Annotated in this window: 11 protein-coding genes; 9 read left to right on the top strand and 2 right to left on the bottom strand. The window is 68.9% G+C overall.

The window, feature by feature from the left end:
• The first annotated feature begins 63 nt into the window (after positions 1-63).
• The 8 genes from ABD908_RS00055 (at position 64) to polA (ending at position 12401) form a co-directional block, all read left to right on the top strand.
• A complete protein-coding gene (locus ABD908_RS00055; protein ID WP_344989126.1) occupies positions 64-2145 on the top strand; it encodes an ArnT family glycosyltransferase in 2082 nt (693 codons plus the stop codon).
• A gap of 231 nt (positions 2146-2376) precedes the next feature.
• A complete protein-coding gene (locus ABD908_RS00050; protein ID WP_344989123.1) occupies positions 2377-3612 on the top strand; it encodes a branched-chain amino acid ABC transporter substrate-binding protein in 1236 nt (411 codons plus the stop codon).
• Between the two features lie 3 nt (positions 3613-3615).
• Entirely contained in the window at positions 3616-4656 is a 1041-nt protein-coding gene (locus tag ABD908_RS00045) for a branched-chain amino acid ABC transporter permease (protein ID WP_385920470.1), read from the top strand.
• Positions 4653-5882 (top strand): branched-chain amino acid ABC transporter permease, encoded by a 1230-nt coding sequence (locus ABD908_RS00040; RefSeq protein WP_344989119.1) that lies wholly within the window; start codon positions 4653-4655, stop codon positions 5880-5882. The genes ABD908_RS00045 and ABD908_RS00040 overlap by 4 nt, the downstream gene beginning before the upstream one ends.
• Positions 5879-6790 (top strand): ABC transporter ATP-binding protein, encoded by a 912-nt coding sequence (locus ABD908_RS00035; RefSeq protein WP_385920473.1) that lies wholly within the window; start codon positions 5879-5881, stop codon positions 6788-6790. The genes ABD908_RS00040 and ABD908_RS00035 overlap by 4 nt, the downstream gene beginning before the upstream one ends.
• Positions 6774-7544 carry an ABC transporter ATP-binding protein gene (locus tag ABD908_RS00030; RefSeq protein WP_344989116.1) on the top strand — a complete coding sequence of 257 codons (771 nt, stop codon included), beginning with the start codon at positions 6774-6776 and terminating at the stop codon, positions 7542-7544. Before ABD908_RS00035 ends, ABD908_RS00030 begins: the two co-directional genes overlap by 17 nt.
• 69 nt (positions 7545-7613) lie before the next feature.
• Positions 7614-9590: an ArnT family glycosyltransferase gene (locus ABD908_RS00025; protein WP_344989113.1), complete on the top strand. Its 1977-nt coding sequence runs from the start codon at positions 7614-7616 to the stop codon at positions 9588-9590.
• A gap of 51 nt (positions 9591-9641) precedes the next feature.
• Positions 9642-12401 (top strand): DNA polymerase I, encoded by a 2760-nt coding sequence (gene polA / locus ABD908_RS00020; RefSeq protein ID WP_385920478.1) that lies wholly within the window; start codon positions 9642-9644, stop codon positions 12399-12401.
• Between the two features lie 18 nt (positions 12402-12419).
• On the opposite strand, the gene ABD908_RS00015 is transcribed toward polA, so the two are convergent.
• Positions 12420-12785, bottom strand: a complete 366-nt coding sequence (locus ABD908_RS00015; protein WP_344989110.1) for a DoxX family protein — start codon at positions 12783-12785, stop codon at positions 12420-12422.
• A gap of 131 nt (positions 12786-12916) precedes the next feature.
• Between ABD908_RS00015 and ABD908_RS00010 the strand changes: the two genes are divergently transcribed.
• On the top strand, positions 12917-13231 hold the full coding sequence (locus ABD908_RS00010) for a hypothetical protein (RefSeq protein WP_344989107.1): 315 nt from the start codon (positions 12917-12919) through the stop codon (positions 13229-13231).
• A 24-nt stretch (positions 13232-13255) separates the two neighbouring features.
• Here the strand turns inward: ABD908_RS00010 and ABD908_RS00005 are convergent, their stop codons facing one another.
• Entirely contained in the window at positions 13256-14716 is a 1461-nt protein-coding gene (locus ABD908_RS00005; protein WP_344989104.1) for a hypothetical protein, read from the bottom strand.
• Positions 14717-14943 lie beyond the last annotated feature (227 nt).

Raw genomic sequence — 14943 nt, 5'->3', positions numbered from 1 at the left:
GTTCACAGGATCATCTCGGGGACATCCCAGTGTGATCGGACGGGGCACCGACACCATCGTGGTGTGACTACTTCCGAACTCAGCGTGCGGCCGCTCGGGGACCCCGGTGGCCCGACCCACGCCGCCACCCCGCCCCCGAGCGGCCGCGTCCGCCGACTTGCCGTCGAGCACGGCCCGATCGGCCTGCTCCTGATCCTCACCGCCGTCCTCTACCTCGTGAACATCACGCGGAACGGGATGGGCAATACGTTCTACGCCGCCGCCGCGTGGGCCGGGTCCCACGACTGGGAGGCCCTGCTGTTCGGCTCCCTGGACCAGGGCAACTCCATCACGGTGGACAAGCCGCCGGTGTCGCAGTGGGTGATGGGGCTGTCGGGGCGGATCTTCGGCTTCTCCAGCGCCAGCATGCTGATCCCGCAGGCGCTCATGGCGGTCCTGGCCGTCGGCCTCATGTACGGCATGGTCCGCCGCATCGCGGGCAAGAGCGCCGGCTTGATCGCTGGTCTCGCCCTCGCCCTGACGCCGGTGGCCGCGCTGATGTTCCGGTTCAACAACCCGGACGCGGCCATGGTCACCCTGATGACCCTGGGTGCGTACTTCACGGTGCGGGCACTCGAGAAGCACGACGGTGTTCGCGCGAGCCGCCGGGCGGCCGGCTGGCTGGCGCTGGCGGGCGTCGCCCTCGGTTTCGCCTTCCTCGCCAAGATGCTCGAGGGCCTCATGGTGCTCCCGGCGCTGGGGCTGGTGTACCTGGTCGCCGCGCCGTTCGGCTTCTGGCAGCGGATCCGGCATCTGCTGGTCGCGGCGGCGGCGCTCATCGTCAGCTCGGGCTGGTACGTGGTGCTCACTATCCTGTGGCCGACCAGCTCCCGCCCGTATATGGCCGGGTCCACCGACAACTCGTTCATGAACCTGGTGCTGGGCTACAACGGCTTCGGCCGGGTGCTGGGCACCAACCACCACGGCGGTCAGCAGGCCAGCCTGCCGCAGGAGTGCCTCGCCTACGTCGAGCAGGGCGGCGGCTGGGGTGGACACGGTGGGCACGGCGGGCACGGTGGCCACGGTGGCGGGGGCTGGGGCGGCTTCGGCGGCCAGTCCGGCCTGGCGCGGCTGTTCACCGGTGAGTTCGGCCTGCAGATGAGCTTCCTGCTGCCGGCTGCGCTGGTCGCGTTCGTCGCCGTGCTCGTCCTGCGCGGTCGCGCGCCGCGCACCGACCTGGTGCGGGCCGGCGCGATCCTGTTCGGCGTGTGGGTCGTCGTCGACGGGTTGCTGCTGGCCGAGATGAAGCAGATGGTCCACCCGTACTACAGCCTGTCGCTGGTCCCGGGTATCTGCGGGCTGGTCGCGCTCGGCCTCACCGAGGCGTGGCGGCACCGCACCGGTTGGGGCGGCCGGATCGCTCTGGCCGTGCAGCTCGCGGTGGCCGGCGGCTGGGGCTTCGCGCTCCTGTCGACCAACACCTCGTACGTTCCGGTACTGCGCTGGCTGGTGCTCGCCGCGACCGTCCTCACGGTGATCGCCGCGCTCGTCCCGCTTCGCCGCGCTGCGCCGCGCGCGGCCACCGTCGCCGGACTACTGCTCGCCGCGCTCGCGGTGTTCGGCGGCCCGGCCGCGTACGTCGCCTCCGCGGTCGGCCACGACCAGCAGGGGGGTAACCCGTCGGTCACCGTCGAGTCCGACGGTGGCGGTAAGGGCGGCTGGGGCAACCAGCAGACCAACACCGAGCTCACCTCGATGCTTGCGAGCACCGACACCAAGTGGGCTGCGGCCGTGAACGGTTCGTCCCAGGCAGCCTCGCTCGAGCTGAGCACGGGCAAGTCGGTGATCGCCGTCGGCGGCTTCACCGGTCAGGACCCCTCGCCCTCGCTCGCACAGTTCCAGAGCTACGTCCGGAATCACGACGTGAGCTACTACGTGATGGCCACCGGCCGGGGCGGACGGACCAGCCCGAGCGACACGTCCGGCACGCCCGCCCTGTCCGCCCAGCAGGCCGCCACCGAGGCCGTGTGCCAGGTCTACAGCCGCGGCAACTCCACCACCGACCAGGTGGTCGCGTGGGTGCAGAAGTACTTCACACCCACCACCGTCGGCGGGCAGACGGTGTACGACCTCACCAACCCGCCCGCGGCGGCGTTCGCCGGATAACAGCCGTCGGCTGAGCCGAGTAGTCCACGGTCGCAGGGGTGCCGGTGCCCCCGGGGAGAGATCTCCGGGGGCACCGGCACCGCTGTGTCAACTCTGTGTAACCAATCGCACTCCTTCTCTGTGAATGTCGACGCATACCGCCCTGATCCGGACTAGGTTTCCAGCAGATCGGCAAGTGCAGGTGGGGCGCGGTGGGATGCCGTGTCCTCCGGAAACCCGTGGAGGCTGGGAATGAATCGTCGATTGGCAACCGGAGGGGTCGCGTTGTGTGCCGCGGCCGTCCTCACCGTGTCCGGCTGCGGCTCGAAGTCCGCGTCCGGAGGTGGTTCGGAATCGTCCGGGGCGAGCGGCTCCGCGGGCGGGTCGAACCTCACCATCACGCCACTCGCCCAGATCGACACCTCGGGGAAGACCGTGCCGGTCGATACGAGCTCGACGCCCCTGCTGCCGTCGCAGCTCGGCACGGCGGCGTGTCCCGACACGAACCTCGCGATGGTCGGAGCGCTCACCGGCTCGAACGCCGCCCTGGGCATCAACATCCGCGACGGCGCGCAGCTGGCGGTCGACCAGCACAATGCCGCCAACCCCAAGTGCAAGATCGTGCTCAAGACCTTCGACACCGAGGGCACGCCGCAGAAGGCCACCCAGGTCGTACCCACCGTGGTCGCGGACCAGTCGATCGTCGGCGTGATCGGCCCCGCCTTCTCCGGCGAGACCAAGGCCACCGAGCCGATGTTCAACCAAGCCGGCCTGGTCGCGACCACCGCATCGGCCACCAACCCGGACCTCGCGAAGCAGGGGTGGAAGACGTTCTTCCGGGGCCTGGCCAACGACGACGTGCAGGGTCCCTCGGTCGCGAAGTACCTCACCGGAACGCTCGGCTTCAAGAAGGTCTGCGTGATCCAGGACGACTCGGATTACGGTGTGGGACTGGCGAAGGCCGTCGCCGCCGGGCTCGGTTCGGCGCATGACGCGTCGTGCGACTCTTCGGTGAAGACCGGCGACAGGTCGTTCTCCGCGGTCGTCAGCACAGTCTCCCAGGCCAAGCCCGACGCGGTGTTCTACTCCGGGTACTACGCCGAGGCGTCGCCGCTCGTTCAGCAGCTGCGCCAGGGCGGCGTGACCGCCAAGTTCGTCTCCGGCGACGGTGTCAACGATCCGCACTTCGTGGCACAGGCCGGATCCGCGGCCGGCGGCGCCTACCTGTCCTGCCCGTGCGGGCCCGCCAAGGACCCGTTCAAGGCCGACTACACCAAGGCCTTCAACCAGGAGCCGGGCGTGTACTCCGTCGAGGCGTACGACCTGGCGACCATCCTGATGAAGGGCATCGAGGAGGGCAAGCGCACCCGTCCCGAGCTGCTGGACTTCGTGAAGACCTATAACGGCACCGGCCTGGCCCGCCATTACCAGTGGACCGACCAGGGTGAGCTCACGAACGCGCTCATCTGGATGTACGAGGTCAAGTAGCGCGTGCACCTCGCACTGATCGTCGGCGGTACGGCACACGCCTCGTCCATCCAGTTCAACCCGTCGGGGCTGCTACACGGTTTCTGGGGGCTGACCGTCGAAGGGCTGACGTGGGGCGCGATCTACGCCCTCGTCGCCGTCGGCTACACGCTGGTGTACGGCGTGCTGAAGCTGATCAACTTCGCGCACTCCGAAGTGTTCATGGTCGGCATGTTCGGTCAGTACGTTGCGCTCCTCGCACTCGGGTTCACTCCGAACGGGAACGCCTACAACGAGGGCCTGGTGACGACGATCGGGTACCTGATCGTCGCCGGCCTGGCCGCGATGGTCACGTCGGGGCTGGTCGCACTCGGCCTGGAGCGGGTGGCCTACCGCCCGCTCCGGCGCCGGGGCGCGAAGCCGCTCGTGTTCCTGATCACCGCGATCGGTATGTCGTTCGTGCTCCAGGAGATCGTCCAGTACGTCCTGCCGAACCTGAACACGACGCCGACGCTGGGCGGGTCGAGCGCGCAGCCCGGCATCGCGCTCGTCTCACCGGTCACCGAGTTCACGGTGTTCGGGGCGGCCGTGCGCAACACGGCGATCGTCATCATCATCTCCGCGTTGGTGCTGGCGGCGTTGGTCGACGTGCTGATCAACCGCACAGGATTCGGGCGCGCGATCCGAGCGGTGGCGCAGGACCCGGACGCGGCGACCCTGATGGGGGTCTCCCGCGAGCGGGTCATCATGCTCACCTTCCTGCTGGGCGGGGTCCTGGCGGGCGCCGCCGCCATCCTGTACGCCACGTGGCAGACGTCGGCCATCATCTACAACGGCGGATTCCTGTTGGGGATCAAGGCCTTCACCGCCGCTGTCTTGGGCGGCATCGGCAACGTCCGCGGCGCTCTGCTGGGTGGGTTGCTGCTCGGCGTGTTCGAGAACTACGGCGCGATCCTGTTCGGCAACCAGTGGAAGGACGTCATCGCGTTCGTTCTGCTGGTGCTGGTCCTGATGATCCGCCCGAGCGGGCTGCTCGGGGAGAAGTTGGGGAGGGCGCGCGCATGACCGCTACGACGTCGGAGCCCGGCGGAGGGGCACCGCCGGACGAGGGGCCGAACCCGGGCGGGGCCGCGCGGCGCGGTCGCGGCCTCGCGGACCCGATTCGGGACTGGTGGGACGGCCTGTCCCGGCCCGCGCAGTGGGGCGTCGGTGTGCCGGTGGTCCTGATCCTCGCCCTGCTGCCCGTGATCCACCCGCCGTTGATCTCCACGACCGCCATCGACTTCGGTGCCGTGATGGCGCAGGTGGCGATGTACGCCCTGATCGCCATCGGCCTCAACGTCGTCGTGGGCCAGACGGGGCTGCTCGACCTCGGCTACGTCGGCTTCTACGCGGTCGGGGCGTATACCGTCGCGATCCTCACCAGCCCGTCGAGCCCCCTGTTCAACGGGGGCTCGCACGGGCTGTTCAGTAACACCGGGGCGTGGGCGTGGCTGGCGTGCCTGCCGCTGGCGATGCTGTTCACCGCGATCTCCGGCCTGATCCTCGGCACCCCGACGCTGCGCCTGCGAGGCGACTACCTGGCGATCGTCACGCTCGGGTTCGGCGAGATCGTGCGCCTGTCGGCCGAGAACCTCACCGACATCACCAACGGCTCCCCGGGGCTCGACCAGTTGGCGTTCCCGCCGATCGGCAAGTCGGCGTCCAACAACTACGCGGGCGTGCTGTCGAATGGAAACCATTCCAGCACAGCCAACTTCGGTGTGTGGTGGTACTGGCTGGGGATGATCCTGGTGATCGCCGTGCTGCTCGTGGTGGGGAACCTCGAGCGGTCGCGGGTGGGGCGTGCGTGGGTCGCGATCCGAGACGACGAGGACGCGGCCGAGATCATGGGCGTGCCCACCTTCCGATTCAAGCTGTGGGCGTTCGTGATCGGCGCCGGCATCGGAGGTCTGTCCGGCGCGCTGTACGCGGGTCAGGTGCAGTACGTGGACCCGCTGAACTTCAACGTGATCAACTCGATGCTCTTCCTCTGCGCGGTGGTGCTCGGCGGCCAGGGCAACAAGCTGGGCGTGATCGTGGGCGCGTTCCTCATCGTGTACCTGCCGGCGCGGGTGCAGGGCATCCAGGTGGGCGGCCAGTCGCTCGGTGACTACAAATACCTGTTCTTCGGCATCTCCCTCGTGGTGCTGATGATCTTCCGGCCGCAGGGCCTGTTCCCCGCCCGGCAGAAGCTGATCGCCTTCGGCCGACAGGTGTACCGCGGCCTCGCACCGGGAGGGACCCGGTGACCGGGCCGCAGCCGGAGGACTCCGAGCGGCCCCAGAAGCACGCGGGGCCTGAGCCGGACGCACAGCCTGAGACGCACGAGGAGATCGTCGCCGAGGTGGTCGCGCCGCAGCGGGACGTCGCGGTCGACGTCGGCGAGACGATGCTCGGGGTCGAGCATCTCTCGGTCACGTTCGGGGGCCTCAAGGCGCTCGACGACGTCACCTTCGACATCCGCCGCGGCGAGATCCTGGGGCTCATCGGCCCCAACGGCGCGGGCAAGACGACCTGTTTCAACGCGATCACCGGTGTGTACCGGCCCAGCGGCGGACGGGTGCTGTTCGACGGTGCCGCGCTCGCCAAGGTCAAGCGCAACCAGATCACCCGCCTCGGAATCGCGCGTACCTTCCAGAACATCCGGCTGTTCTCCGAGATGACCGCGCTCGAGAACGTCGTGGTGGGCACGGACGCGCGGCACCGCACCTCCGTCGTCGGGGCTGCGTTGCGGCTGCCGCGGCACTGGGCCGAGGAGCGCGACGCCGCCGAACGAGGCATGGCGCTGCTCGAATTCGTCGGGATCGGGCACCGCGCCGCGGTGCGGGCGCGCAACCTGCCCTACGGTGACCAGCGCCGGCTCGAGATCGCCCGCGCGCTCGCCACCGAGCCCAAGCTGCTGTGCCTCGACGAGCCTGCAGCCGGGTTCAACCCCAGCGAGAAGTCGGCACTGATGGCGCTGATCCGCAAGATTCGCGACGACGGCTACACGGTCCTGCTCATCGAGCACGACATGCGCTTGGTGATGGGGGTGTGCGACCGCATCGTCGTGCTCGAGTTCGGCCGCAAGATCGCCGAGGGTCTGCCCGCCGAGATCCGCGAGAACCCCGCGGTGATCGCGGCCTACCTGGGGGTGCCCGATGACCAGACCGCCTGAGAAGCAGCCGGGTTCCCGCGACGCGACGTCGACCGACGCGATGCTCGAGGTCCGTGACCTCGTGGTGCGGTACGGCCGGATCGAGGCGCTGCACGGGATCAGCCTGACGGTGGCGCCCGGCGAACTGGTGACCCTGCTGGGCGCCAACGGCGCGGGTAAGTCGACGACGATGCGCGCGCTGTCCGGGCTGCTCACCCCGGCCCACGGCCGGATCCTGTTCGAGGGGCGTGATATCACCCACATGCCCGCGCACATCCGGGTCAAGGAGGGCATCGTGCAGGTCCCCGAGGGCCGCCGCGTGTTTCCCGGTATGACGGTCCAGGAGAACCTCGATATGGGCTGCCACGGGCGGAAGTTCCCGAACAAGACCGCGTACCGGGAGACCCTGGACTACGTCTTCGACCTGTTCCCGCGACTCGCCGAACGGCGCAAGCAGGCCGGCGGCACCATGTCCGGCGGCGAGCAGCAGATGCTCGCGATCGGGCGCGCGCTCATGGCCCGCCCCAAGCTCCTGCTGCTCGACGAACCGTCGATGGGATTGGCGCCCATGGTGATCCAGCAGATCTTCGGGATCATCGCGAAGATCCACGACGAGGGCACCACCACCCTGCTGGTGGAGCAGAACGCGCAGCAGGCGCTGAGCCGGTCCGACCGCGGGTACGTGCTCGAGACCGGCGACGTCACCGTCACCGGCGAGGGGCGCACGCTGCTCGGCGACCCGGCCATCCGCGCGGCCTACCTGGGCGTCGCCTGACACCGGGCTCATAGGTAACTCCCGGGAACCAGGCAGCCGGCTGGCACGAACCACAGCGACGCTGGCTCGGTGAATCGCTCTCTGGATCAAGAACGCGCGCGACGGGTGCTCTCCGAGCACGGCCCCGTCGTCCTGCTCCTGTTGGCCACCGCGGTGTTCTACGCCTGGAACATCACCGTCAATCAGATGGGTAACTCCTTCTACGCGGCGTCGGCGTGGGCCGGCTCGCGGAGCTGGGAGGCGCTGCTGTTCGGCTCGCTCGACCCCGGGAACTCGATCACCGTGGACAAGCCGCCCGTATCGCAGTGGGTGATGGGCCTGTCGGGCAAGATCTTCGGGTTCTCGAGCGCGTCCATGCTGCTCCCGCAGGTGCTGATGGGCGTCGTATCCGTCGGCCTGCTGTACGGGGCCGTGCGTCGCGTCGCCGGTCGAGGGGCGGGCCTGATCGCGGGTTCGTTGCTGGCCCTGACGCCCGTGGCGGCGCTGATGTTCCGGTACAACAACCCGGACGGCGCGATGGTGACGCTGATGATCCTGGGCGCGTACTGCACGGTGCGGGCGGTCCAGGGCCGGGGCGGACGGTGGCTGGCTCTCGCAGGGGTCGCGCTCGGGTTCGCCTTCCTCGCGAAGATGCTGGAGGGCCTGATGGTGCTGCCTGCGTTGGGCCTGGCCTACCTGATCGCCGCGCCCGTCACCGTCGGCAAGCGGATCCAGCACCTGCTCGGGGCGGCGGCCGCGCTGGTGGTGTCGGCCGGCTGGTACGTGGTGCTGACGATGCTGTGGCCCGTGGACTCCCGGCCCTACATGGCCGGCTCGACGGACAACTCGTTCATGAATCTCGTCTTCGGATACAACGGGTTCGGGCGGCTGCTCGGCAGCCATAACGGCGGGGGCGGATGGGGATCGCGTCCGGCGGACTGCCCGGTGCCCGAGTTCATCGAGCAGATGCGCGAGCGGCTGGCCCACCACCACGGCGGCTTCGGCCCGTTCGGCGCGCAGCCGGGTCTGTCTCGGCTGTTCACCGGCGAGTGGGGCCTCGAGATCGGTTTCCTGGTGCCCGTGGCGTTGGTGGCGTTCGTGCTGGCGTTGGTCTCCCGTGGGCGCGCGCCGCGCACCGACCTGATGCGCGTCGGCGTGCTCGTGTTCGGTGTGTGGATGCTGGTCGACGGTCTGGTCCTGGCCGAGATGAAGCGCGCCGCGTCGTACTACAGCCTGTCGATGGCACCGGCCGTTGCGGCGACGCTCGCGCTCGGCGTCGTGGAGATGTGGCGTCGGCGGGACCGGTGGACGGGCCGCGCGGGCCTGGCGCTGCTGATCGCGATCGGTGGCGGTTGGGGGTTCGTCCTGCTGTCCCGGGACACCTCGTTCGCTCCGGCGATGCGGTGGATCGTGCTGGTCGCCACCGTCGCGGCGGTGGTGGCGGCGCTCGTTCCCGGGGAGCGGGTCGCGGGTGTCCGCACGCGGACGGCGCTGACGGTCGTGGGCCTCGCGCTGGCGGCGGTGGCGGTGGTCGGGGGCTCCGCGTCGTACGCCGTGGCCGCAGTCGCGAACTCGCACGCCGGGCCGGGTCTCACGCTGCGGCCGGTGTCGGGCTTCGGCGGGTTCGGTTTCAACACGCCGAACGACGACGTCGACACGCTGCTCTCCAAGACCGATACCCACTGGTCGGCGGCAGTGAACGGCTCGATGCAGGCGGCCACCCTCGAGCTGAACACGCACACCTCGCTGATCGCGGTCGGCGGGTTCACCGGCCAGGATCCCTCCCCGAACCTCACGCAGTTCCAGGGCTACGTGCGTGCCCGCGAGGTCCGCTACTTCATCGTGGCGCCGAATCGCTGGGGCGGCGGGGCCGCGTCCGACCCGGCGAGCGACCAGCCGGATCAGGCGGAGACGAATCCGGCGTGCAACACCGGGTGGGGATCGGGCAACGCGGCGACCGACCAGGTGACCGCGTGGGTGCAGAAGTACTTCACGCCCGTCACCGTCGGCGGCATGACCGTGTACGACCTGGCGAACCCGCCCGCGGCGGCGTTCGGCGGGCGGTAGCCCGGCGTTCGCCAGGCCCGGCCTGTCGGTGGCCCGCACTAGACTGCCGATGTGACCGCACCGAACGCTTCCGCCTCCGCTCCGGCCGGCACCGGCACCGTCGAACCCGACGGTGCCGGTGAGCGACCGACGATGCTGCTGATCGACGGGCACTCGATGGCGTTCCGGGCGTTCTTCGCGTTACCGCTGGACGGGGGCAAGTTCCGCACGTCGTCGGGGCAGGCGACCAACGCGGTGTACGGCTTCACGGCCATGCTGATCAACCTGCTCAAGGAGGAGAGGCCGGGGTACGTGGGTGCGGCGTTCGACGTGTCCCGGCAGACGTTTCGCAGCGAGATGTTCCCGGAGTACAAGGCGCAGCGGTCGTCGGCGCCCGACGACTTCAAGGGGCAGGTGGACGTCACCAAGGACGTGCTCGGCGCGATGGGGATCCCGGTCATGGCGGAGGCGGGGTACGAGGCCGACGACGTCATCGCCACGATGGCGACCCGCGCCCAGGAACAGGGGTTCAAGGTGCTCATCGTGACCGGCGACCGCGACTCGCTGCAGCTGGTCAACGACGACGTCACCGTGCTCTACCCCCGCAAGGGCGTCTCGGATCTCACGCGCTTCACACCCGCCACGGTCGAGGAGAAGTACGGCCTCACGCCGGCGCAGTACCCCGACTTCGCGGCGCTGCGGGGCGACCCGTCGGACAACCTGCCGGGCATCCCCGGCGTGGGGGAGAAGACCGCCACCAAGTGGATCCAGCAGTACGGCAACCTCGAGAACCTCGTCATGCACGTCGACGAGGTGCGCGGCAAGGTGGGCGACAACCTCCGCGCGCACCTCGCGAGCGTGCAGCTCAATCGGCAGATCACCGAGATGGTCCGCGACATGACGCTGCCGTTCACGCCTTCCGATCTCGCGCTGCAGCCGTGGGACCGCGACGCCATCCACCGCCTGTTCGACGACCTCGAGTTTCGGGTGCTCCGGGACCGCATCTTCACCGACCTCGCGTCCACCGAGCCGGAGGTCGACGAGGGCTTCGAGATATCCGGTGGGATCGTGCCGGCAGGCACCGTCGGCGTCTGGCTCGCGGCGCATGCGCGGACGGGGCAGCGGCACGGGCTCGGGGTGATCGGCGCCGAGGTGGTGGTCGACGGTGACGTAGAGGCCGTCGCGATCGCCGCGTCGGACGGCGAGGGCGGGTACATCGCCACATCCACGCTGACCCCCGAGGACGAGGCGGCTCTCGGTGCGTGGCTCGCCGATGCCGCGGAGCCGAAGGCGGTGCACGGGGCGAAGTGGGCCATGCACGCGCTGCACAGCCGCGGCTGGGAGCTGGGCGGGCTCACGTCCGACACCTCCATCGCGGCCTACCTGGTGCGGCCCGGGCAGCGCAGCTTCAACCTCGACGACCTGTCACTGCGGTACCTCAAGCGGGAGCTGCGGGTGGAGGGCGACGGTGACGGTGATGCCCAGCTGTCGCTGCTCGACGACCCCGACACCATCGACGGGGCGAAGGCACGAGAACAACTGCTGCGCGCGCGGGCTGTGGTCGACCTCGCCGCCGCGCTGGATACCGAGCTCACGGAGATCGAGTCGCTGCCGCTGCTCGAGGAGATGGAACTGCCGCTGCTGCAGGTGCTGTCGGTGATGGAGGAGACGGGAATCGCGGTCGACGTCGACCATCTCGAGGGCCTCGCGAGCGACTTCGCCGACCGGATCCGGGCGGCCGAGACGGCGGCGTTCGAGGAGATCGGCGAGCAGATCAACCTCGGCTCGCCGAAGCAGTTGCAGGTGGTGCTGTTCGACAAGCTCGACATGCCCAAGACCAAGAAGACCAAGACCGGGTACACCACCGACGCCGATGCGCTGGAGGGGCTGTACGAGAAGACCGAGCACCCCTTCCTGCGGTACCTGCTCGAACACCGTGACGCGACCAGGCTCAAGGTGACCGTCGAGGGGCTTCTGAAATCCGTTGCGCTCGATGGCCGCATCCACTCGACGTTCAACCAGACGGTGGCCGCGACCGGGCGCCTGTCCTCGACCGAGCCCAACCTGCAGAACATCCCGGTGCGTACCGAGGCGGGCCGGCAGATCAGGCACGCGTTCGTGGCCGGCGACGGTTTCGAGACCCTGATGACCGCCGACTACAGCCAGATCGAGATGCGGATCATGGCGCACCTGTCGAAGGACGCGGGGCTGATCGAGGCGTTCCAGACCGGCGAGGATCTGCACAACTTCGTGGGGTCGCGGGCGTTCGGCGTTCCGATCGACGAGGTGACGCCCGATATGCGCCGCCGGGTCAAGGCGATGTCGTACGGTCTGGCGTACGGGCTGTCGGCTTTCGGTCTCGCTGCGCAGCTGAAGATCTCGCGTGACGAGGCCAAGGAACAGATGGAGGCGTACTTCGCGCGGTTCGGCGGGGTACGCGACTACCTGCAGCACGTGGTGGTGGACGCCACGCGCAAGGAGTACACGGAGACGATCTTCGGCCGGCGGCGGTATCTACCCGACCTGACCAACACCAACCGGATGCGCCGGGAGGGCGCCGAGCGGATGGCGCTCAACGCGCCGATCCAGGGCAGCGCGGCCGACATCATCAAGGTGGCGATGATCGGCGTGCAGGAAGCGTTGCGGGAGAGGGGGCTTCGGTCGCGGATGTTGCTGCAGGTGCACGACGAGCTGGTGCTCGAGGTGGCGGACGGCGAGCGCGCCGAGCTCGAGGCCATGGTGCGGCAGGAGATGGGTCACGCCATCGAACTGTCCGTGCCGCTGGACGTGTCCGTCGGGTACGGGCGGAGCTGGGACGACGCGGCGCACTGACCGCCGCGCACGGGGATTCTAGGTCTGGCCGATCACGAAACCCAGTGTGACGGCGGCGAACACGGCGAGGATGAGAGCGGGCAGGGACTCGATGACCCCGGCACGTCCCCTCCCGTAGTCGCCCCACCGGACGTGGAAGCCGGTGGCGGTGAGCAGCAGGATCGTCATGCCGGCCGCCGCGGCCGCGCCGAGCCAGGGCACCGCGATGCCGATCAGCAGCCCGACGGCCGCCGCGGCCTCGGCCCCGCCGATCAGCCGGATCTGGGTGTCGGTGAAGGCGTGGCCGCGCAGGTTGTCGACGGGCGTGCCCTTGAGGATCAGCTTCGGGATCCCGGCGCCCGCGCTGATCAGGGCCAGGACGATGGAGAGGATGATCGCGGTCATGTGCGCCTCGTTCCGGTGCTTGCGGTGCTTCCAGGCTACGCCCGGCCGTCGGCGTTGCGTTGTCGTGCACCTGCGCGGCATTCCGGGCATTTTGAACATGCGGTGAGTCGTGGCGGGGCTAAACTGAGCCGATGGGGAGAACAGACATCGAGAAGGACGTCCGGCGACTACGGCACGACGTCGATGACGTGTACGACATCGTGGACCGCATCGCCGAAACGCAGCAGGAGCATGGGGAGGTCCTGAAGCGCCACGACGAGAGACTCGACAGCATCGATGGTCGGTTGGACGGGATCGACGGTCGGTTGAACGAGCACGGCGGTTTGCTTGCCGAGCACAGTGTTCTGCTTGCCGAGCACAGTGTTCTGCTTGCTGAGCAAGGTGTTCTGCTCGCTGAGCACAGTTCGAAGCTCGACCGGATCTTGGAGATCCTCGAGGCGCGCTGAACGATGGTCGATGCTGCACTGCGATCAGTTCGTCTGCGTGTTCGTCAGATGTGAGCCGATGTACCCGACGTAGATCTTGCGGGTGCCGGACAGGTCGTCGTAGTAGTGCATGCGTGGGCTGATCGTTCCCGAAATGGTGATCTTGAAGTGCGCGGGCATGAAGACGACGCCGGCCTGGTGCACCGCCTTCGGTACAGGAAGCATGCGCTCTCGCCGCATCTTCGGATTGTTCTGGACGGTCTCGGACTCGGTGTAAGCATGCTTGTTGGGCGGAAAGACGTGGCTGCCGTGCGGCGGGTTCTGGAGAAACTGGTCGATGCTGCCCCGATAGCTGCCGAGTCGCGCAGCGGCGTAGTCGTCCAGCGCGAGAAGTGCGTCCCAGGTCTTCTTGGCCCAGGTGCCGACCGCGTCGCGCTCGCCGAGTTCGAGGACCTCGGAGGCGTCACCGGTGAACCGCAGGTACTCGAGTTCATCGAAACGGTCGAGTAGATCGGCGAAGCTGTCCGGTGCGATGTCTCGTGGGGCGACGTCCGGTACCGACCACGCCTGCTCTGCCAGTCCCACCCGACTCAGCTCTATCTGCAGGGACCGGGTCTGGCGCTCGAGTTCGCGCACCTGATCCGATGCGATGGCGTGGTCCAGCTGCTCGCCCTCCAAGTCGGCGCGGAGGGAATCGCGTTCATCGCTGGCCACCAACAGTTCGGTCTCGAGTCCGTCTATACGTGCCTTCAGATCGGCGTGGGCGGCACTCGCCGCCGCGCCGGCCACGGCGAGATCACCGAGTCGTCGGATCGCCTCTACGGTGACCGGGACGCCACCGAGCACGCGACCGACGACGGCCTTGATCGACGTCAGGACACCTGAGGCGGGCGATGCGCCTGTTTCGGCCTCGGTCGGTCGCGCCGTGGACGTCGATTGCGGCGCGGACTTGGGCGCACGGGGACGATGCTTGAACAGATCGAGGGGCGTCGCGCGGGCAACCGTCTCGCCGGGCTCGGGCTCCTGCGGGCTCTCCTCGATGGGCGGCTCAGCGACGGCGGTGGCGAGTTCTTCGGCTGGCAGTACCGGTGCCTCGTCCACCTGCAGCAGCGATGCCAGAAGAAGGTCGTCGAGTCTGCGGCGAAGCTCCCGGTCGACGGCCAAGACCCCGTCAGGGAGGCGGGTGGTGAGTGCGAGGTCGCGGGACCGGGCCCAGAGGATCCGCGCCGTCGGCTTCGGGTCGCGCATCGAGTCCAGGAACGATCTCCTGGTAAGGAACCGGTGTCGCCGGCCGTCGCTCGCGTCCCGCGGGACCACACGGGGCAGGAACGTACGCAGGGTGCCACACTGCACGGCGTGGCTATCGCCGATCAACTCGGCGAATCGTCCGGACGCGCGTCCGGTGAGCACGAAAGCCGCGGCGGTACCGACGGTGTCGCGGGTCAGGTCCTGGACGTGTTGCTGGATCTGCTCGTGGTTGTCCCGCATGAAGTCGGCGGCCGCCACGAAGACCGGTCCGCGGCGTCGTGGATCGGTCAGTCGCGCGATCAAGCGGAACGGGGCGTGTCAAATGGTCTGTGTAAGTCCTCCTCACGGAAGGATGACAGCATGACGAACACGGTGGAGCGGGAGCCTGAGGCAGCGGCTGAAGGCCTGTCGCATCAGTTGCGGTCCGCGGAGACGACAGCGGATGTCGCGGCGGCGTTGAAGGCGTCGGGCGCGGTCGACGGCCT

Origin of the sequence: Tsukamurella soli, from assembly GCF_039541155.1 — a bacterium.
Lineage (GTDB): Bacteria > Actinomycetota > Actinomycetes > Mycobacteriales > Mycobacteriaceae > Tsukamurella > Tsukamurella soli.
This window is presented reverse-complemented; position numbering and strand designations above follow the sequence as displayed.